Origin of the sequence: Pseudomonas sp. GM78, from assembly GCF_000282475.1 — a bacterium.
Taxonomy (GTDB): Bacteria; Pseudomonadota; Gammaproteobacteria; order Pseudomonadales; family Pseudomonadaceae; genus Aquipseudomonas.
Genome location: NZ_AKJF01000008.1, coordinates 1 through 20,958, shown reverse-complemented (window position 1 = coordinate 20,958; position 20,958 = coordinate 1). Strand labels below are relative to the sequence as shown.

15 protein-coding genes and 1 pseudogene are annotated in these 20,958 nt (G+C 60.9%); 10 read left to right on the top strand and 6 right to left on the bottom strand.

The features are described from left to right. Positions 1–8: 8 nt before the first annotated feature. Genes PMI35_RS31100 through PMI35_RS31110 form a run of 3 tightly spaced genes read right to left on the bottom strand, consistent with a single transcriptional unit; the run spans position 9 to position 4,162 of the window. Positions 9–470, bottom strand: a complete 462-nt coding sequence (locus PMI35_RS31100; RefSeq protein ID WP_008054588.1) for a curlin — start codon at positions 468–470, stop codon at positions 9–11. A 60-nt stretch (positions 471–530) separates the two neighbouring features. After that, the gene (locus PMI35_RS31105; RefSeq protein WP_008054587.1) at positions 531–2,780 is read right to left on the bottom strand and encodes an Ig-like domain-containing protein; all 2,250 of its coding nucleotides are present in this window, start codon (positions 2,778–2,780) and stop codon (positions 531–533) included. Positions 2,781–2,815: 35 nt separating this feature from the next. Next, a complete protein-coding gene (locus tag PMI35_RS31110) occupies positions 2,816–4,162 on the bottom strand; it encodes a hypothetical protein (protein ID WP_008054586.1) in 1,347 nt (448 codons plus the stop codon). 302 nt (positions 4,163–4,464) lie between these two features. Between PMI35_RS31110 and PMI35_RS31115 the strand changes: the two genes are divergently transcribed. The 5 genes and pseudogenes from PMI35_RS31115 to PMI35_RS31130 all read left to right on the top strand — a co-directional run bounded on the left by PMI35_RS31115 (position 4,465) and on the right by PMI35_RS31130 (position 13,003). After that, the gene (locus PMI35_RS31115) at positions 4,465–5,913 is read left to right on the top strand and encodes a sensor histidine kinase (RefSeq protein ID WP_008054585.1); all 1,449 of its coding nucleotides are present in this window, start codon (positions 4,465–4,467) and stop codon (positions 5,911–5,913) included. A 186-nt stretch (positions 5,914–6,099) separates the two neighbouring features. Further along, positions 6,100–8,906 (top strand): annotated as a pseudogene (locus PMI35_RS0132090) (multicopper oxidase domain-containing protein). A 17-nt stretch (positions 8,907–8,923) separates the two neighbouring features. Continuing rightward, positions 8,924–10,009 carry an SCO family protein gene (locus tag PMI35_RS31120; RefSeq protein WP_008054582.1) on the top strand — a complete coding sequence of 362 codons (1,086 nt, stop codon included), beginning with the start codon at positions 8,924–8,926 and terminating at the stop codon, positions 10,007–10,009. A gap of 101 nt (positions 10,010–10,110) precedes the next feature. Further along, complete coding sequence (locus PMI35_RS31125) at positions 10,111–11,604, top strand: sensor histidine kinase (RefSeq protein ID WP_008054580.1); 1,494 nt, start codon at positions 10,111–10,113, stop codon at positions 11,602–11,604. After that, positions 11,573–13,003, top strand: coding sequence for a sigma-54-dependent transcriptional regulator (locus tag PMI35_RS31130; protein WP_008054578.1), 1,431 nt, complete (start codon positions 11,573–11,575; stop codon positions 13,001–13,003). The genes PMI35_RS31125 and PMI35_RS31130 overlap by 32 nt, the downstream gene beginning before the upstream one ends. Before the next feature lie 27 nt (positions 13,004–13,030). Here the strand turns inward: PMI35_RS31130 and PMI35_RS31135 are convergent, their stop codons facing one another. Beyond that, entirely contained in the window at positions 13,031–13,411 is a 381-nt protein-coding gene (locus PMI35_RS31135) for a hypothetical protein (protein ID WP_008054577.1), read from the bottom strand. 179 nt (positions 13,412–13,590) lie between these two features. Between PMI35_RS31135 and PMI35_RS31140 the strand changes: the two genes are divergently transcribed. Continuing rightward, complete coding sequence (locus PMI35_RS31140) at positions 13,591–14,397, top strand: class I SAM-dependent methyltransferase (RefSeq protein WP_008054576.1); 807 nt, start codon at positions 13,591–13,593, stop codon at positions 14,395–14,397. A gap of 117 nt (positions 14,398–14,514) precedes the next feature. Here PMI35_RS31140 and PMI35_RS31145 read toward each other — a convergent pair whose 3' ends face one another. After that, the gene (locus PMI35_RS31145) at positions 14,515–15,993 is read right to left on the bottom strand and encodes an APC family permease (protein WP_008054574.1); all 1,479 of its coding nucleotides are present in this window, start codon (positions 15,991–15,993) and stop codon (positions 14,515–14,517) included. A 57-nt stretch (positions 15,994–16,050) separates the two neighbouring features. Next, positions 16,051–17,544, bottom strand: coding sequence for an aldehyde dehydrogenase (locus PMI35_RS31150; protein WP_008054573.1), 1,494 nt, complete (start codon positions 17,542–17,544; stop codon positions 16,051–16,053). 235 nt (positions 17,545–17,779) lie between these two features. Here PMI35_RS31150 and PMI35_RS31155 point away from each other — a divergent pair, with 235 nt between their 5' ends. From PMI35_RS31155 to PMI35_RS31170, 4 genes are all read left to right on the top strand, one after another. Then, positions 17,780–18,535: a FadR/GntR family transcriptional regulator gene (locus PMI35_RS31155; protein WP_008054572.1), complete on the top strand. Its 756-nt coding sequence runs from the start codon at positions 17,780–17,782 to the stop codon at positions 18,533–18,535. Beyond that, positions 18,532–19,257 (top strand): cache domain-containing protein, encoded by a 726-nt coding sequence (locus tag PMI35_RS31160; protein WP_008054571.1) that lies wholly within the window; start codon positions 18,532–18,534, stop codon positions 19,255–19,257. Before PMI35_RS31155 ends, PMI35_RS31160 begins: the two co-directional genes overlap by 4 nt. Positions 19,258–19,326: 69 nt before the next feature. Further along, positions 19,327–19,812, top strand: coding sequence for an ester cyclase (locus tag PMI35_RS31165; protein WP_008054570.1), 486 nt, complete (start codon positions 19,327–19,329; stop codon positions 19,810–19,812). Positions 19,813–20,091: 279 nt separating this feature from the next. Beyond that, positions 20,092–20,889 carry an aspartate/glutamate racemase family protein gene (locus PMI35_RS31170; protein WP_008054569.1) on the top strand — a complete coding sequence of 266 codons (798 nt, stop codon included), beginning with the start codon at positions 20,092–20,094 and terminating at the stop codon, positions 20,887–20,889. The last annotated feature ends 69 nt before the right edge of the window (positions 20,890–20,958 follow it).

The window sequence follows — 20,958 nt, the reverse complement described above, 5'->3', positions numbered from 1 at the left end:
GCAGTGCTTTAGCGATATTGAGTGACCGATACGCTCATTCCATTTCCTGCTTGGGTCACAGCGCTTTGCTGCCCCGTGCCGGCCTGGACAATGCTGGCGTCGTTGTTGTTGCCGTTTTGGGATATCTGCGCGCGGTTGTGGCTGCCGGTTTGGGTGATGGACGCGGCGTTGCCGGAACCTTGCTGGTTGATCAAGGCCATCAGGTCGCTGCCTTGTTGCAGGATGTAGGCTTCCTGATTGCTACCCGACTGCACGATCTGGCCGAGCAGCGACTGGCCGTTCTGTTGCAACAGCGCGACGTTGGCCTGGCCGTTCTGGTCGATCAGGGCTTGCTGGCCCACCGGGGGTGGCAGTTCGCCGAGATCGGCGCCGGGCGCCAGGTCGTCGTTTTCCATCAAGTCGTCGGCGCGCACGCCCGCACTGCTGCAGAGCAGAAGCAGGCAGAGCAGGGCGGCGGTCGACGTTTTCATGGCGTTGTCCTTTGGTGAGAGGGTTGCCCCATCAGCCAGCCTGGCCGATGGGGCAAAGGCTCAGTTCGCGATGACCTGCACCGTGCGCACGGTGCCTTGGGACGAGGTGATGGTGGCTGTCGGGTTCGCCGACGGAATCACCGTGGTGCTGTTGCTCACGGTCAGCCTCCAGCGTCCGGTCAACGGCACCGTGGTGCTACCCAGCGTCACCAGGCCGGTTGGCGTGGTCACCTGGACGGTGATGGTGTTGCCGGTGGTCACCGATGAAGTCCCTGTGAAGTCCCAGTTGAAGCGGTTGTTGGAACGGGCCGTCACCGTGGCCGCTGTCACCGCGAAGGTTTCCGCAGCAGGCCGTGGCGAGACTTGCACCGTGACCGTGGCTGGCGCCGTCGACACGGCACCGAAAGCGTCCCGGGCGAAGTAGTTGAAGGTCGTGGTGAAGGCCGAGGTGACGGTGGCCGGTGGGTTGTAGGTCAGGACCGTGCCGTTACTGGTGACGGTGCCGCGACCGGTCGGTGGTTGGCTGAAGCTGTTGATCGCCAGCGGTACGTTGCCTTCCGGATCGGTGTCGTTGGCCAGCACGTTGATCGGTATCGACACACCCAGGGTCGCGATACCGTCGGCGACGGCCACCGGAGGCTGGTTGGGCGCCACGGTGATGGTCACGGTCGCCGCAGCGGTCGAGGCCAGGCCTTTGATGTCTTGCGCCTTGTAGGTGAAGGTCGTGGTCAGCGGAACGGTGACCACGGCTGGCGGCGTATAGACGACGGCCGTGGTTCCGCTCAACGTCACGGTGCCCTGGCCGGTGGCCGGTTGGGTCAGCTCGGTGATGCTCAGCGGTGTGTTGCCGTCCGGGTCGCTGTCGTTGGTCAGCACGTTGAGGGTGATCGGGATCCCGAAGCTGGTGCTGCCGCTGTCGGCGACGGCAATCGGCGCCTTGTTCTCGCCGGTGTCTGGCGCTGTGCCGACAACCACGACTGGCTCGGTATCGCTACCGCCCGAGGCCGATTTGATCGTCACGGTTGCCGGTGGCTGGGCCAGGTCGGCGACGGTCAGGCGTTGCAGGGTGCCGGACTTGGTCAACCGTCCGTAGCCCTGGGCGACCATGTCTGGCACCACCACTTCGTCAGACGAGGTGGCTTCGATCAGCAGGCTGTGGTTGCTCCAGCTGTAGCGTGCGGTCTGGACTTTCACCACGTCGGTGACTTTGCTCGACACGGCCGTTGGTTTTTTTGTGTCAGTCGGATCGGTCGCGGTGACCACTACCACCGGAGGAACGGTGGCTCCCGTCAGGCGGCTGGCGAAGAACTGGCCGCTGTTGTCGCCGAGCATGTTGACCAGGCAAGGCGTCGGTGGCGATCCGGGAACCAGTGCCACGGTTTCGCGGAAGCACACGTTCGAACCGTTGACCGATTTGCCAAAGACTTCTACTCGAGTGCTGCTGGTGCCCGGACCCGATGAAGTGCGGCGGTACGTGGCGCGGCCGATTTCCACGGGGGTTGGCGCACGGCTGTCGAGTATCTTGCCGGAAACGGTAAACAGATTGGTCTCGATGGTCCCGGGCGGACCCTGGACGCGCAGGAAGTTGGTGTTGAACGGGCTGCCGGTGACGGCTTCGGAAAGGTTCGGGTCGCCGACGAATTTATCGATGGTCCCGGTGTCCGGGTTCATTTCGGGGTAGGGACCGTTGACACTTTGCAGGAAGGGCCCAACCTGACCGTTTAGAGCGCCCGAGAAGTTGCCCGGTGCGCCGATGCCGATGTCGCGGGTGATGTTGATCGCCCGACGGCCCGGCGTGGTGACGTTGACCGTTTCCGTGCCGTACGGGTGGGTGATGATGTAGGTCCCGGCGACAGGCACGTTTACCCGCAGGCGAATCCGCGCGAAGCTTGCCTGATCGCCGTCGACAGGATTTTCCGCCGCGAATGCCGCTTCGATCCCGGCCACGTAGGCATCCACGCCATAGCCGCCGACATCGTTGATGCTGGTCTCGGCAAGGAACCAGAACGCTTCCGGTGGCCAGTTATCCGGGAACACCATCGGCTGGGTGTCGTCGTAAACCCCGGGTTCCGGATTCAGGATGCACATGTAGGCGGGCGCGCCAGGCGCACCCGGTGCCCGCGTACTTGTCGCCCGTGACTGGCACAGTTCCAGCTTCAGCAGATTGTTGTCTTGATACCACATGGGGAATTTCCCTGTGGCAAAGGTGTAGGGGCCGGGGTCGACGGCAGCGAGTTGCGCGAACGCACTGCCGGACAGGGAGAGAGTCAGCCCGAGCGCGTTGAGCGCGAAGCGTGGCCACTTGTTCATGATGCCTCCTGATGCGGATCTGGGCATGAGAGCGTTCATTGCACGATGACCACTTCTTCGGTGTCGGTGCCGCCATTGGATGACGTCACGGTGACCTTGGCCGGTGGAATCGGCGTGATGCCGGTCGACAGGATTTTTTCCGCACCATCACCGAGCAGATCGCCGATGGTGGCACCGGTGCCGGATGTGACGGTGAGTACGGGGGGGGAGGTTTCATCGCTGGTCGAGGCCACGACGGTGAGCAGGCCCCCGTTGATGCGGTATTCGGCACGGGAAATCACCACCAGGTCGGTCAGTTTCGTAGGCACGGTGGTCGGCGTGCTGGTGGGGATGGCCAGGTGGTTGTCGGCAGTCACCTGCAAGTTGATCGGCAACGTCGGGTTGGTGGCTGATTGGGCATACCAGTGGCCGGTGGTGTTGGCCTCAGTCAGGTTCAGCACCGGGTTGTTGCTGTCCAGTGTCACGGTGGCCGGAGGTGGCGGGGCCATCACGAACACGTCCTGCTGGGCTACCGGGGCGCTGTCGCCGGCCTTGCGCGAGTAAGTGCTGCGTTCGGCAATGATCGGCGTGGGGCGTACCACCGTCGACAACTTGCCGGAAATGGCCATCACCGTCGTGCGCAAGTCCAGTCCGTTAGGCCCTTCGATACGGATGTAGTTGGTGTTGAACGGGCTACCGGTGAAGGCCTCTTCCAGGTTTGGATCACCAACGAATTGCTCGGCTTGACCGGTGGCCGGGTTGGTCTCGGTGTAGGGGCCGTTGAGACTGCGCAGGAAGGGGCCGATGTCACTCTTGAGCGCGCCGTCATAGGTTTTCGGCGAGCCGATGCCGATGTCCCGGGTCATGTTGATCGCGCGGCGCCCACCGGCGGGAACGTCGAATATATCGACGCCGTAGGGGTGGGTGATGGTGTAGACGCCGGCGGTGGGCACGTCGACCCGAATACGGATACGGCCAAAACTGACCTGGTCGCCGTCGTGCACATCTTCCGCGGCGAAGGCGGCTTCGACAGCGCTGACATAGGTCAGGTCGATGCCCCGTGCCGCGTCGACGATTGAGCCGTCGCCGGTGAACCAGAATGTTTCATCGGGGAAATTGGTCGGAAAAAGGATCGGCTGCGTGTCGTCGAATACCCCGGGAGCCGGATTCAATAGGCACATGTAGGAGGGGGCGCCCGGAGCGCTTGGAACCCTGGAACTGACAGCTTTTGTCAAGCACAGGTCGAGGGTTCGACCGTGGCTGTCCTGATACCAGGAAGCGAAGCCACCCGTGGCTGGCAGGTAGGGGCCGGGATCTACAGCAAACAGCGCGGCCTGGGCTACGCCTTGGGCCAGAGCGGTCACAGCCAGTGCGATCGCGGTTTTGGACAGTAAAGGGTGCATGAGTATTCCCTCTATCAGAGTACCTGCCCCTTGGATGTGGGTCAGTTGGGAGGTCTTCGGCAACTCCCATGCCAACCGTCGAAAATGTCGCTGCGAGGCCCGGTACGCAGGCGTTTGCGACGAGCTCGAAGGTAGAACGGCAAATGACGAGGCGGGCCTCTTTCCCCAGCATTGGGGGTAGATCGGGGCAGAGGGGGTGATGGGGGAGGTGTGGAGGGAAGTGGTGGAGGAATGGCCCCAAGGTCGGGCAAACCTCCAGCAGTGCGCTATAAACCTATAGGGGTTTCGCGGGAACAATTTCAATGACAACGCTTGCAAAGACACTGGCGTCCGACCAGGGCGAAATTCGCTTGAGCTCGCGCAAACAGCCGTTCAATCTGCTGCGCTGGTTTTCGCTCATCAGCATGGCGGTGATCGGCACCGTGGCGGTGGCATTGGGCTCGGTGTCGACCAAGTTCGTGATTACCGAAAGCGTGGAACGCGATGCCCTGTTGACGTCGCAATTCATCCAGGCGATCGCCTCGGCTGAGGTGCGCCACGTATCGATTCCCAATGTGCGGACCATGGGCGAGTTGCTCGACCCGCGCAAGGACCTGGACTTTCCCGACGTCGACCCACTGGCCCGCGCCAACGCCCGGGGTGAATTCCTCGACCATATCGAACACTTGCCGGATGTGATCCTGGCCAACATCTATGCCCCCGACCGCATGATCATCTGGTCGACCAACCCGGCCCTGATGGGGACCACGATTCACGCCGACGAAGACCTGGACCAGGCCTTCGCCTCGAAGAGGCCCGTGTCGGCCAGTTATCACGATGTCGACAAGGCGCGCATGGAACAGAAATTCGTCACGCCGCCGGAATACATTTTCATCGAAAACTACATCCCGCTGTTCGATGCCGAAGGCAAGAACGTCACGGCGATGGTCGAGATCTACAAGGAACCCAAGGACCTGATCAGCCGGATTGAACGTGGCCTGGTGCTGATATGGTTGGCCACGGCCCTGGGCGGGGGCCTGATTTACCTGGGGCTGTACTGGATCGTGCGGCGGGCGGCGATCCTGCTGGCGGCGCAACAGAAGCAACTGATCACCAACGAAACCTTCGTGGCCCTGGGCGAGATGTCGTCGGCCGTTGCCCACAGCCTGCGCAACCCCCTGGCCACCATTCGCTCAAGTGCCGAACTGGCACTGGAGTTCGACAGTGGCCCGGCGCACAAGAACATCAACGACATCATCGGCCAGGTCGATCGCATGTCGAAGTGGGTGCGCGAGCTGCTGCAGTCCTTGCGCCCGCTCAATGACGACGGCGAGCCGGTCAACCTGGTGGCGGCGCTGCACGACAGCCTCATGGCGTTCGAGCAACAGATCGTCAAGGGCCGGGTCAATGTGCTGTTCGAACCCATAGGGACGCCGATGGTGCTGAGCCAGCAGGTGCAGCTGACGCAGATCCTCAACAGTTTGCTGGCCAATGCGCTGGAGGCCATGGACGAGGGCGGTACCTTGGCCATGACGATGACGCCCATCGATACCCAGCGTGTTCGCGTGGTGGTCAGCGATACCGGCAAAGGCATGAACGAGGAGCAGCGCCTCATGGCTTTCCGGCCGTTTTTCACCACCAAGCAAGGCGGGCTCGGTGTCGGTCTGGTGCTGGTCAAGCGCATCATGGAACGCTTTGGCGGGGCGGTGGCCCTGGAAAGCCGCGAGGGCGAGGGCACCCGCGTCAGCCTGACATTCAGGCGAGTTCCCTGAAAATGGGTGTGAACATTCCCCGCTAGCGGGTGCCATTCCCCAGTCGCCATTCCCGGTCATGGCACATTGATGTTGATAAGCCATTGTTTTGCTGGGTGTTAATACCTTTGTATAAAGCAGTTACAAATTTGGCCGAGTCCTTGCACAACCCCCATCACCCCCTTCACATATTCGAGGCGGTTGGTGATGGACACAAAAGCGCGGCATCCCTTCAAATGGTTTGGTCTGTTGACGCCATTGAGCGTCGCCTTGACGATTTCACTCAGCACAGGGACCTTGCGCGCCAGCCCCATAGACGATGAGCGACAGCCGGAACCGACTGATCCCTCCGCTTATTACGATGAACCTGAAGACCGGGCAGGGGCGTTGAACGCCATCCTGACCATGCCCGAGGCCAACGAGGACTCCTTCGACTTGCCTGACGGGGTCAAGGGTTCACGCGATACCGAACGGTTGGAAAATGTCCTGCCGCCTGCCGCGCAAACCAGTTTCAACTACCCCACCAATGGCAAGCCGAGCCCGCTGTTCGGCGCCCAGCCGTTCACCCAGCAATTGCTGCTGTTCGAAGAGTTCGGCCCGGAAAAACTCGACCCCACCACACCGGCGGCACCCTTGCCGTTTCCCGCGGCGGCCATTGGCCCGCTACCGGCGCAAGACCCCAACAGTGCGGCCCGCAGCGCGCCACCGGGACCTGCGCTCGATACCTTCCTGCGCCAACCGGGGCTGACGCCGTTCCCCAGCCAGTACGCCAACGAGGTGGATCGTAACCCGTGGCAGGCGCAGATCGAGTACTTCCTCAACCGTCATATCGGCTCAGCGGCCGAAGGCCGTCCGCCAGGAAAGGGCTGGTCCCATCAGCGCTGGAACGAGTTCTATCCGCAAAACGCCTACAAAACCGTGCAGACCGGGGCGCGGATCAACGGTGGCTTGCGTGACGCCCGCCAAATGCATGGCTATGCCATGGGCGAGTTTGGCCCTGGTGGCCTGTATCACAACGTCGCCGGTGTACCGGCTACGGACGGTACGGCCAAGGGCGTCGATCCACGTTTTCACCCGGCCATGCCGGTGCAGAACCACAACTCGGTCTGGACGTTCGACGGCACGCTGCCGCCCAAACTGCTGATGGTGCGCTACGGCCAACCGCTGCTGATGCGACACTACAACGGCTTGCCGATCGATCCGTCGGCCAACATGGGCTTTGGCCTGCACACCATCAGCACCCACGAACACAACGGTCACGCGCCAGCGGAAAGCGACGGTTATGCCAACGCGTTTTTCTTTCCGGGGCAGTACTACGACTATCGCTGGCCGATCCAGCTGGCCGGCTACGACAGCATCAATACCGACGCCCATGATCCGCGCGCGGCGTTCCCTTGCTCGCCGGGCGAAACCCTGTGGACCAATGACATGAGCCCGGCTCGCAAGACCTGCGAGAACGGCACGATCAAGATCCGCGGCGACTGGCGCGAAACCATGAGCACCCACTGGTTCCACGACCACATGCTCGATTTCACCGCGCAGAACGTCTACAAGGGCAACGCGGCGATGATGAATTACTACAGTGCCCTGGACCGTGGCAACGAGTCGGTGAACGACGGCGTCAACCTGCGTTTCCCCAGCGGCAGCGCCTTGCCATGGGGCAACCGCGACTATGACGTCAACCTGGTGTTCGCCGACAAGGCCTGGGACGCAAACGGCCAGCTGTGGTTCAACCCCTTCAACACCGACGGCTTCCTCGGTGACCAGGTGCTGGTCAACTGGCAGTGGAAACCGTCCCTGGATGTGCGCGCCCGCAGCTATCGCTTCCGTATGCTCAACGGCTCGGTATCGCGCTACTTCAAACTGGCGCTGGTGCGAGAAATCAAAGGCACCAGTGGCGAGTTCCAGGGGCCCAAGGGGTCGGGTGTGTCCTATGCCCGCGTGCCGTTCCACATGATTGCCAACGACGGCAACATCATGGAGCACAGCGTGCCGTTCGACGGCACCATGGACCTCGACGCTGACGGCGACAAACAGAACCACAACGCCATCCTGCCGACCCAGGGCATTGCCGAGCGCTTCGACATCATCGTCAACTTCGCGAAGAACGGGATCAAGCCCGGGGACAAACTGTTCTTCGTCAACCTGCTGGTGCATGACGATGGCAAGGGTCCGAAGGAGCCGGTGTCGCTGGCGGACGCGCTCTCGGAAAATTACAAGGCAGTGATCAAGCAAACCAGCAAAGGACCGATGTGGGACAAGGGTGACCCGGCAGTGGGCAAGGTGTTGCAACTCAACGTCAAACCCTACACCGGTCAGGACCTGGCCATGGACCCTGCCGCCTACGAGCCGGCCAAGCCAGGCAAGCTGAAGGCCTGGTGATGATCCCGCTGAAAATTCATCGCGACAACGCGGCCGACAAGGCGCTGCTGGCCAAGGCGCGCCATCGCACCTTCACCTTCGGCCGCTCCGACGGCACCGATGAAGCACCCTGGACCGTCAAGACCGATGGCGGCTTCGGTTTCCACATGGACCCCCGGCGCCTGAACGCCTCGACCCAGTTGGCCAGCGGGCCGACCGATGCCGGGGTCGCGGGTTACGGCACCCTGGAAGTGTGGAACATCAAGGCCGGCGGTACGGGCTGGAGCCACCCGGTGCATGTGCACTTCGAAGAAGGGATCATCCTCAGCCGCGGCGGCAAGGCCCCACCGGAATGGGAAAAATGGGCACGCAAGGACGTGTACCGCATCGGCTCGGAAAAGGACGGCCTGGACAGCGTCGAGATGGCGATCAACTTCCGTGAGTTCGCCGGGACCTACATGGAGCACTGTCACAACACCCAGCACGAGGACAACTCCATGCTGCTGCGTTGGGACATCGAGAAACCCGGGCAATTCCAGTTGATGCCGACCCCGTTGCCAAGCTGGGATGGCGTGCACTACGTGAACTCCGCCGCGTTGCCAACCTTCCGCTCTGGCGACGGCTTCGGTCCAAAAGTGACGGTCAAACAATGAACCGCGAGGGTGTCGACATGAAGTTGCCAACCGCACGTGCGCAAGCCCTGGGCATGCACCTGGTGCTGATATTGGTCACTGGCTTGCTGGCCAGCCAATTGCTGGTGGCCAATCCGGCACCGTCGACTCCCGCGCCGACCGCCACAGACGAAGCCGCCACCCCCTGGGGCGGCGACTATTTCCCCAACACCCTGCTGACCGACCAGGACGGTCGGCAGGTGCTTTTTTTCGATGACCTGATCAAGGGCAAGGTGGTAGTGATCAACTTCATCTTCACCTCGTGCAGCGACTCCTGCCCGCTGGAAACCGCGCGCCTGCGCCAGGTGCAGAAACTGCTCGGCGACCGGGTCGGCAAGGACATCTTCTTCTACTCCATCAGCATCGACCCCTTGAGCGATACCCCCGAAGTGCTCAAGGCCTACGCGCAACGTTTTCAGGTCGGGCCAGGCTGGCAGTTCCTCACCGGGGAGTTCGCCGACGTCACCGAGCTGCGGCAAAAACTCGGGCTGTTCATCGAAGGTGTCGACAACGGCCGCAGCAAGGATCACAACCTGAGCCTGATCGTCGGCAACCAGCAAACCGGTCGCTGGATGAAAGCCTCGCCCTTCGAGAACCCCTGGATCCTGGCCGATCAATTGGCCAATACCTTGCATAACTGGAAACAACCAAGCATCGGCGAAAGCTACGCCGATGCCCCGGAAATCCGCCCGCCGAGCAACGGCGAAGAATTGTTCCGCACCCGTTGCGCGTCGTGCCATAGCCTCGGTCCGATGGATGGGCAGGGCATCGGCATGCGCAGCATCGGTCCGGACCTGGTCGGCGTGACGCGCCAGCGCGATCCGGCCTGGCTGAACCGCTGGATCCGCGAACCCGACCGCATGCTGGCCGAGAAAGACCCGATCGCCGTCGCGTTGTACGAACGCTTCGACAAGATCCCGATGCCCAACCTGCGCCTGGACGAGCGCTCGGCGCAGTCGATTATCGAGTTCCTGCAGGCCGAAACCGACCGCCAGCAGCCGCTGCCCGGACCCCTGGCCGTCGGCACTGAAGAACCGCAACACGGCCACGCGATCGCGGCACCGGACAAGGCGCAGGTGCAATAGTGGCAAAATAGTTTTATCGGGCAGCCCGCGACGGTCAATGCCACCTACACTGATCGGGAATGCGGCTGAGAAAGGCTTGTTACAAGCAATCAGGACCTCCCATGCAGAGACTGGAATCTCCCAAAGTACCTGCGCTGGATACGCCGGCAGCAGAGGGCAAGGATTGGCGGCCGCCGTTCAACCTGGTGCGCTGGTTTTCCCTGGCGAGCTTTTTCATCATTGCCGGCGTGGCATTGGGGCTGGGCTACATTTCCACGCGTTTCGTGGTCGAGGAGAGCATCGAGCGCGACTCCATGCTGACCGCGCAATTCGTGCAAGCCATTGGCGCGGCCGAAATTCGCCACGCCGCGATTTCACCGAACCGGACCATGGGCGAAATGCTTGACCCACGCGCCGACGGGGCCTATCCCGACGTCGACCCGGGCGCCCGTGCCACGTCCCGTATCGAGTTTCTTGATCATGTCGAACACCTGCCGGACATCCTGCTGGCCACGGTGTACGCCCTGGACCGTACCGTGGTCTGGTCGACCAACCCCGAGCTGATCGGTATGCGCATCGAAAATGACGAGGAACTCGACGAGTCCTTCGAAATGAAGGAAGCGGTGTCCACCAGCTACCATGAGATCGACGAGGAGCGCCCCGAGCAACGGCTGCTGCATGAACCGCAATACCTGTTCGTCGAGAACTACATTCCAATGTTCAACGCCGACAAAAGCAAAGTGGTGGCCATGGTCGAGATCTACAAGGAGCCGACCGACCTGGTAGAGCGCATCCAGCGCGGGTTCAGGGCGATCTGGTTGACCACCCTGCTCGGCGGTGCGGTCATCTACCTGGGGTTGTTCTGGATCGTGCGCCGTGCGGCCCTGTTGTTGCAAAGCCAGCAGAAACAACTGGTGGCCAACGAAACCTTCGTCGCCCTGGGGGAAATGTCCTCGGCGGTTGCCCACAGCCTGCGCAATCCGCTGGCGAACATTCGTTCCAGCGCCGAACTGGCCCAGGAAATCGCCAATCAGACTGCGCAGAAGAACATCGGCGACATCATCAGCCAGGTCGATCGCATGTCGCGCTGGGTCCGTGAGTTGCTGGTGTCCTTGCGCCCGGTCAACGATGACTTTGAAACCGTCGACCTGGTGCTCGCCATCGACGACACCCTGGGCGCCTTCGCCCCGCAGATCCAGCGTTCGAACGTCGAAGTGCGCTTCACACCCAGCAAGGTTGCACCGGTCGTCAGCCAACAGGTGTTGCTCACGCAGATTCTCAATAGTCTGTTCGCCAATGCCCTGGAGGCCATGCCCAAGGGCGGCGTACTGAGTATCGACATTGAAACACCGGTAGCCGGCCAGGTGCGCATGATCCTCAATGACACCGGCAAGGGCATGACCCCGCAGCAACAGCAAATGGTCTTCAAGCCGTTCTTTACCACCAAACAGGGGGGGTTGGGCGTGGGCCTGGCCCTGGTCAAAAGAATAATGGAGCGCTTCGAAGGCTCGGTCGAACTGACCAGCCAAGAGCAGGAAGGAACCCGCGTGTGTCTCAATTTCAAAGTGGCAACGGGAGGGGAATATGGAGCACAGCATACTGCTGGTCGAGGATGATGAGCTGCTCGCCGAGAATATCCAGACCTACCTGGAACGCAAGAACTTCGAAGTGACCGTCTGCCATTCGGCCGAAGACGCACTGTCGCAGTTGAGCACCTTCGTTCCGGATGTGGTGCTGACCGACAATTCGTTGCCGGGCATGAGTGGTCACGACCTGATCCAGAAGCTGCGCATCAGCGCGCCGGATCTGAAAGTGATCATGATGACCGGCTACGGCAACGTCGAAGACGCCGTGGTGGCGATGAAAGAGGGGGCGTTCCACTACGTGACCAAACCTGTGGCTTTACCAGAGCTCAAGCTGCTGCTGGACAAGGCTCTGGCCACCGACCGCATGGAACGCACGCTGTCGTTCTATCAGGAGCGTGAAGCGCAGAAATCCGGGGTGCAGGCCTTGATCGGCGAGTCGGCACCGATGGTCTACCTCAAGGGCACCATCGCGCAGTTGCTCGACGCTGAGCGGCGCATGGCCAATACCGACCTGCCGCCGGTGCTGGTGGAAGGCGAGACCGGCACCGGCAAGGAACTGGTGGCGCGGGCGCTGCATTTCGATGGACCGCGCAGCAAGGGTCCGTTCATCGAGTTCAACTGCGCCTCGATTCCTTCCAACCTGGTGGAGTCGGAGCTGTTCGGGCACGAGAAGGGCGCCTTCACCGATGCCAAGGACCGTCGCCTGGGGCTGGTGGAAGCGGCCGATGGGGGCACGCTGTTTCTCGATGAAATCGGCGAAATGGACCTGATACTGCAGGCCAAATTGCTGAAGCTGCTGGAGGACCGGACTATCCGCCGGGTCGGTTCGGTGAAGGAGCGCAAGGTCGACCTGCGGGTGATCAGCGCCACCAATTGCAACCTTGAGCAAATGGTCCAGCAGGGCAAGTTCCGCCGCGACCTGTTCTTCCGCCTGCGCATCATCTCGATCAAGGTGCCGCGCCTGTATGCCCGGGGCGAGGACATCCTGCTGCTGGCCCGGCACTTCCTGGCAACCCATGGCAAACGCTACGGCAAGCCGCACCTGCGTTTCAGCGAACAGGCCGAAGAGATGCTGCTCAACTACACCTGGCCGGGCAACGTGCGCGAACTGCGCAACATGCTCGAGCAGACGGTGTTGCTGGCACAAAACGACACGATTGCCGCCCACCAGTTGAATGTCTGCCTGAGCCTCGTGGACGAGCCGGCGATGTTTACCCACGAGCTGCCGCCGATGGAACCCCGTGCGTCCTATAACGGCAACGAGTCGATGAACCTGCCGGAAGTGGAGCGCGACATGGTGCGCAAGATGCTCGACAAGACCGACTGGAACGTCACCAAGTCCGCACGGCTGTTGGGCCTGAGCCGCGACATGCTGCGTTACCGGATCGAGAAACTCGGCCTGGCGCGCCCGGACAAACGCCAATGGTAAAGGCGCAGCAGGGCAGGCACGGCCTTGTTACAAGGCCGGGTTCTGACCGCTGAGGCAAGCGAGCATGCACGTCGGGTCGAGGACCTCCTGGTTCACGTAGACGCCGTGTTCGGCGTCGTAGGTGCGAATGAACACGCGAACGGTGGTATCGGCCACCGTTGGCAATCGGGAATCGGAAAACACGTGCTGGCTCGAAACCGGGGTGAATGTCTGGGGCGAGGTCGGGATGTACGCTCCCGGTGGCACTGTGCTCAGGGTCGGCGGAACCGGATGGGCAAAGGGCTGGTCCGCGCCGTAGTAGTTGAATTCACTGCTCGATTCTTCGGTTTGCATCGCAGTGTCGTCCGCCTGTGCGCAGCTGGCAGCCAGGCACAGGGCAAGCAATAGCGTGGGTACGGTTGTGTTCATGGCAGCACCTGCGGCATTGGTTTTCGCGCATTTCCCCAAGGTGATTAACTATAGCGTTCCCGTGGGCGAGCGTCGGTGGTGCGCGGATTACACAATCGCAACAATGCTGCGATGGGGTGGTTTCCGGCGATGGACTAGACTCGGGCCGGTCAAACCCATACCCGATTCTGGAGCGTGCAATGGAAATGCCGACAAAACACCAGGCCATCGCCAGCAACCGCGAGGCCTGGAATGATTCCGCCCGTCACCATAAGGCCAGCTCTGAATGGCAGGCGCTCTGGCTCGCGGTGGAACACGCGAACTTTTCCTGCCTGGATGAAACCCTGACCGGGGTCCTGAACCAGATCGGCATCGACGGCAAGGACGTGGTGCAACTGGGCTGCAACAACGGCCGCGAAAGCCTGTCGCTGTTCGCCCTGGGGGCCCGCCATGTCGTGGGGGTCGACCAGTCCGCGGCGTTTCTCGAACAGGCGCGGGAGCTGGCGTCACGCTCGCCCCATGGGCCTGAGTTCATCGAGGCCGACATTCACCACCTGCCACAGCCATTGCAGGGGCGCTTCGACGTGGCCCTGGTGACCATCGGCGTGTTGAACTGGATGCCGGACATCGGCGAGTTCTTTCGCCATGCGGCGCAAACCCTCAAGCCCGGCGGCGCGCTGGTGATCTACGAAACCCACCCGTTTCTGGAAATGTTCGACCCCGAGGCCGCCGATCCCTACAGCCTGGCCAGCTCGTACTTTCGCCGCGAACCTTTTGTCCAGGACCAGCCGATCGTCTATGAAGGCAAGGTCGAGGAACAGGCCACGCCGTCCTACTGGTTTGTCCACAACCTGGGTGCGATTTTCAGCGGCGCCATCGAAGCGGGTCTGCAGATCAGCCATTTCAGGGAGTACCCGCATTCCAACCGCGAGGAACTCTATGACCGCTACCAGGGGCAGGAGGCGCAGTTGCCGATGTGTTTTACCTGGGTGGCGGTGAAGCGTTGAACCGGGGGGTGTGAAAGCTCGTGGGGCAGGGGGGCTTGTACGTTTAGAGTCGCGACACGGCGCCCCCTCGTACTTGCCGTCCATACAGCAAGTACGAGGAGGGTTCACACCCGCGGTTTAACGCTTGTGCAACTTCCAGGCATCGGCAAAGGGTGCAGTGCCTTTGTCATAGGGCTTGAACACGGCCATATAGAACAAGCCGATGCCGATGACCACGGCGGCGGTGAGCAGGATGCCGTAGTTGCTGTACCAAGGGGCATCGGGCGTACGCGGCCAGGACATGTTGGCAATCGCCAGCAAGCCGTAGACCAGCGCCAGGATGTTCACGATCCAGCCCCACCCGCCCAGTGTGAACTGACCTGCCGGTTTCCAGCCGCGAATTCGAGCGAACAGCGCCCCGCCCACGATCATCTGGAACGACAGGTAAATGCCGATGGCCGCGAAGCTGACGATGATCGCGATGGCGTTCTCCAGGAAGAAACCTGCACAAACGATCGCCGCCGGGATCACGCCGCAGGTAATCAGCGCTGCAGTCGGAACACGCGTGGTGGGCGAAAGGCGCTTGAGCACGCTGCTGCCCATGACCATTTCGTCCCGGGCAAAGGAATACAGCAAACGACTGGCCGCTGCCTGCAAGCTGAGCACGCAGGACACGAAGGAAACGGTGATCACCGCCGTCACGACCTGCCATCCAGTCGGCCCGAAGGCGTTGACCATGATGGTGTACATCGGGTCCTTGTCTTCACCGGAAATCACCTTGGCAACATCCGGAACCGCCAGGATCAATGCCAACGCAGCGAAGATCGCTGCACCACCACCGATGTAGATGGTCATGCGCATGGCCTTGGGAATACGCTTGCTCGGGTTCGGTGTCTCTTCAGCCACATCACCGCATGCCTCGAACCCATAGTAGAGGAACATGCCAGCCAGAGAAGCGGTCAGGAATGCCGGCCAGTAGCTGCCATCGATGCTGATGTCGAAGGTATTGAACAGTACCGAGAGCGGCTGGTGACGTTCGAAGATCAGCAGGTAGCCACCGATCACAATGGCGCCCAGCAGCTCGCAGATGAAACCGAACATCGCGACCTTGGCCAACAGCTTGGTCCCGCTCAGGTTCAGCACGGTAGCCATCACTGTCAGCGCCAGGGCGACAAGGGTATTGGTCACCGGGCTCGGCTCGAAGCCAAGCATGGCGGCGATGTAAGGACCGGCGCCCAGCGCCACGGCCGCAATGGTCACGCACAACGACACCGAGTAGATCCAGCCCACCATCCAGGCCCAGCGCTTGCCCACCAGGCGGCGTGCCCACGGATAAACGCCCCCGGAAATCGGGAATTGCGAAACCACTTCGCAGAAGATCAGGCAGACCAGCATCTGCCCCAGACCCACCAGCAAGTACGACCAGAACATTGGCGGCCCGCCTGCCGCCAGGCACAGACCGAAGAGCGTATAAACGCCCACGACCGGGGAAAGGTAGGTGAAGCCCAACGCAAAGTTTTCCCAGAGGCTCATGCTTCTTTCGAAGTTCGACGTATAGCCAAGCGCCCTGAGCTGAGCGGCATCGCTATCAGCTGCGGAAAATTCGGAACTGTTCATCTTGTTATCCTGAGGACATTGTCCTGTCGGCAGTTATTGTTTTTTTGCTGTGCTGACTTACAACTTGATCCAGGTCGCCTTCAACTCGGTGTACTTGTCGAACGCGTGCAGCGACTTGTCGCGACCGTTGCCCGATTGCTTGAAGCCACCGAAAGGCGCGGTCATGTCGCCTCCGTCGTACTGGTTGACCCAGACGCTACCGGCACGCAACGCCCTGGCAGTCAGGTGTGCCTTGGAGATGTCGGCGGTCCACACGGCAGCGGCCAGGCCGTACGGGGTGTCGTTGGCGATATTGATGGCCTCTTCGACGGTGTCGAAGGTGATCACCGACAGCACCGGCCCGAAGATCTCTTCCTGGGCGATCTTCATGGCATTGCTGACGCCGTCGAAAATGGTCGGTTCGACGTAGGTGCCACCGGTTTCCTGCAGGGTGCGCTTGCCGCCCACCAGCAGTTTTGCACCCTCGTTGTGGCCGGCTTCAATGTAGGACAGCACGGTGTTCATCTGCTGGGTATCGACCAGGGCACCGACGTTGGTGGCCGGGTCCAGCGGGTTGCCCGGTTTCCAGCCCTTGAGGGCTTCGATCACCAGCGGCAGGAATTTGTCCTTGATCGAACGCTCCACCAGCAGGCGCGAGCCGGCGGTGCAGACTTCACCCTGGTTGAAGGCAATGGCGCCGGCTGCCGATTCGGCCGCAGCCTGCAAGTCCGCCGTATCGGCGAACACGATGTTCGGACTCTTGCCGCCGGCTTCGAGCCAGACGCGCTTCATGTTCGACTCGCCGGAGTAGATCAGCAGCTGCTTGGCGATCTTGGTCGAACCGGTGAACACCAGGGTGTCGACGTCCATGTGCAGGGCCAGGGCCTTGCCGACGGTGTGGCCGTAGCCTGGCAGCACGTTGAGCACGCCGGCCGGAATGCCGGCTTCGATCGCCAGCTGGGCAATGCGGATGGCGGTCAGCGGGGATTTTTCCGACGGTTTGAGGATGACCGAGTTACCGGTGGACAGCGCCGGGCCCAGTTTCCAGCAGGCCATCATCAACGGGAAGTTCCACGGCACGATGGCGGCGACCACGCCGACCGGCTCGCGGGTCACAAGGCCAAGCTGGTCATGGGAGGTGGCCGCGACTTCGTCGTAGATCTTGTCGATAGCCTCGCCGCTCCAGCTCAGCGCCTGGGCCGCTTGTGGCACGTCGACCGCCAGCGAATCGCTGATCGGCTTGCCCATGTCCAGGGTTTCCAGCAGGGCCAGTTCGTTGGCATTGGCTTCCAGCAGCCCGGCAAAACGAATCATGACCTGCTTTCTGTCCGCCGGCGCCAGGCGCGACCAGACACCCGAGTCGAAGGTGGCACGGGCCACCTCCACCGCGCGATCGGCGTCAGCAGCCGAGCAGCTGGCGACCTGGGTCAGCAGGCGGCCATCGATCGGGCTCAAACAATCGAAGGTTTGCCCCTCGATGGCATGGGTGTAGTCCCCACCGATAAACGCGCGTCCTTCTATCTTCAGAGCCTGCGCGCGAGCTTCCCAGGTACCAAGTGTTGGATTCGTCATGACGTGCCATTCCTCTGTGTCGGTGCCAGTACCGCTCCAGGCGGATTCCGGAGCCAGGCTTTTATTAAACATATGAAACCATATCTTATGGTTGTTCTGCTGCCAAACAGCAGGTCGCTTTTATCTAAAACCGACATGAAAGTGCCTGGGTTTTGGCTGAGTCTGGCTTTTGTGTTGCGCGAAAGGCTGGATATGACTAAAAGAAACCTGGTTTCATATTTTTTGTGGCGAGTAGATGACTCAACTGAATAAAGTAAACCGCCTTTCCCTGCTGCAGGTCAGTCAGGAAGGCAAGCCCGAGGAAGTGGCTCGCCGGTTGATCGAGGTCATCGAGCTGGGCCTGATTGGCGTGGGCGAACAATTGCCCAGCGAAAGCGAGCTGGCGACCCGCTTCGGCGTGGCCACCGTGACCCTGCGCGATGCCCTGGCCATTCTTCGTCAGCGCGGTGTTGTCGCCACCAAACGCGGCAGAAACGGCGGCAGTTTCGTCTGCGCCCCCGTGGAAGTTTCCGATGAGTTTCTCAAGGCCAGGTTGAGCGCCATGAGCTCGCTGGAACTGCGCGACCTCTGCGACGAACAAATTGCCATTTCGGCGACCGCCGCAGGCTTGGCCGCCAGCCGATCTTCCAGCGCCCAGCACCAACGGCTGGAAAACTTCGTCACGGCGTTGCAGGACGCCTCCACCCGAAGCGAGCTTCGTCGGGCGGACGCTCGATTCCACATAGAAATTGCCGTGGCCGCACAATCGGTGCGCCTGACCCACGCGGAAATGCGCCTGCAGGCCGAAATGGGCGAGCTGCAATGGATCTCCACGACCGACGTTCACAAACGTACTGCCATTGATGGGCACCGGGCCATCCTGCAGGCCGTGATGGCCGGCGAATCCAATCTCGCCAGGGCCCTGACAGAAGCCCATGTCAAAGAAGGCATCAAGCGCCTGATGGATCTGCGCTTTTCCCTGCTTGGGCAACAAGAGAGGGCATTCCGATGAGCACAATGGAAAAAAATGACGAGCTTCGCCAGTGCACCCAGCGCCTTGAGGACATCCTCTGCAAGGTGTTCGAGCAACTCGATACGCTGGCCGAAGAAGTGGTGACGGTCTGGAGCGCGCTTGACGCCGAAGGCAAAAAACCAACGTCGAAGGACCTGGCTTTTTTACAACCGACCATCGAAGAACGCCTGTCAGAAAACGATAACTATATTCATGGGACCGGTGTCGTGCTGGAGCCGGGGGAACTCGCCGATCAAGAGCTGTTCCTGGAATGGTTCTACCGCCCCTCGAGCGGAAAAGTCGCCCCAATGATGCTGAACTTCAACCGGCAAAGCGAAAGCTTCTACAACTACCAGGGCATGCCTTGGTTCACGCGCCCCAAGCTGACGGGCGACGCTTCGGTCGAAGGGCCGTTCGTGGATCTCTATGGCACCGAACTCTACATACTGGCGTTCTCCGTACCGATTTTCGCTGGCGGACATTTTGTTGGCGTCGCCGCGGCGGATATCGCCCTGCACGAATTCGATCAACTGCTCACCCGTTGCCTGCTGCACATGAAGAACGAGGCATTCATCATCAACGGCGAAGGCCGGATCGTCGCGGCCAATTCGGCGAACTGGTTCGTCGGCAACATGGCCAGTCCCCCTGCTGCCGCGAAGTTACACAAGCTCAAACCGCTGTCGATCGAGTGGTCGCTGGTTGAGCTGCCGGTGCCGCGATAGGTCGCTGCATGCCTGGGAAAAACTGTTTTCCGACTCTCCCACAACAGCAATAATCGAAGAGGAAATACCATGCAGCGGATATCACTACGCATCGCCAGCATTCTTGCCTTTGTGTTGTTTGCCCAGTTTTCGATTGCAGCGGATAAACACAACACCCTGGACGTCATCAACGCTTACATGAGCGCGTGGAACAAACACGACCCGGACGCGGCGGCACAATATTTTGCCGAGAACGGGGAGTTTCTGGACGCCTCGGTAGGGGTGCCTAAAGTCGGCAGGGAAACGGCCAGGGTCGAGGTCATCAAACTCTTTATCGATGCGGTGCCCGATCTGAAGTGGCAGATGGTTGGCCAGCCGGTCATCGACGGCGACAACATTGCCTTTGAATGGCAGTTCGACGGCAACAATACCGGTGCCTGGGCACCTGAAACGCCGGCAACCAACAAGCCGTTGTCTTTCAAGGGCGTCAGTTTCATTCGGTTGAAGGACGGCAAGATCGCGACGCAGCATGATTATTACGATGCGCTGTCGTTCAACAAGCAGCTGGGTTGGTAATTCAAACACTGCCTGCAAAAAAACGAGCCCATTGGCAGGGCTCGTTTTTGCCCCTTGCAAGCGTTGTCCCTACGTAAAACATGCAGTGATCGAGTAGAAACCGATACCTTCAGGTATAGGTATCGCCTATACAACGTACTGGAAACGTCCTATTCATCCCCAGTCGTGAAGAGCGCAACAATGCTCCACGACACTCTATATACGATGCTCTGAGCTTCGTGCCCCTTCCAACCGGCGACCTGTTTCGCTGGTCTTTCTGTCCGACAGGAACGCCACTCCATGAAGCTTTGCTGGATTCATCCCACGGGCCGCAATTCGGCTCTTGAACCGTTGTGGAACACCATCCACGACACGGTCTGCGGCACGCTGGCGCAAGGTGCCAAACTTGATTTTCGCTTCCTCGATGACAGCGGTGGTTTTACCCGTTCGCTGTATGCCGAACATCTGAACTCGGTATTGATGGTGGAGGCGGCTATCAAGGCCCAATCCGACGGTTATGACGGGGTGTTCCTCGGTTGCTGGAACGATCCACTGTGGGAAACGAGGGAAATGCTCGGTATCCCGGTAGCATCGGTTGGCGAGCAGTCGATGCTGGCGGCGCTCGCCATGGGACAGCGATTTGCGGTAATCACCGTGTCGGAGAAAACCGCCGTAGCCATCGAGCGGGACATCATTGGTTATGGTCTGACCGAGCGTTGCATCCGCCGGCCGGTGCGCTCGATCCAGCCATTTTCGGATGCCCAATTGCTGCTTGAGGCTACACATTCGCCGGCTGAGCGCTTTATTCCGAGGCTGGAAGCCGTGGCGCATCAATGCATCGCCGAGGGTGCAGACGTCATTTTGGTGGGCTGCGCTTATTATGGGCCGCTGTTGCGCCGTGCCGGTTATCGGCAGGTTCAGGGCACGGAAGTGCCGGTAGTGGATTCGTCGACGGTGGCGCTTAAATACCTTGAGGCCATGGTGGGTATTGCCCAGTGCACCGGGTTGGTAAAAAGCGCTGCAAACCTGTTTGCCGGCATTGCACCGGCGTCCATTTCTCAGGCGCGTAAAGCGTTGGGTTTGTTGCCTGGTAATTAAAATATCGCAGCCTCGCTCCGCTCGACAGCTCCTACAGAACGTCAATCCCTGTAGATACTCTGTTCACGG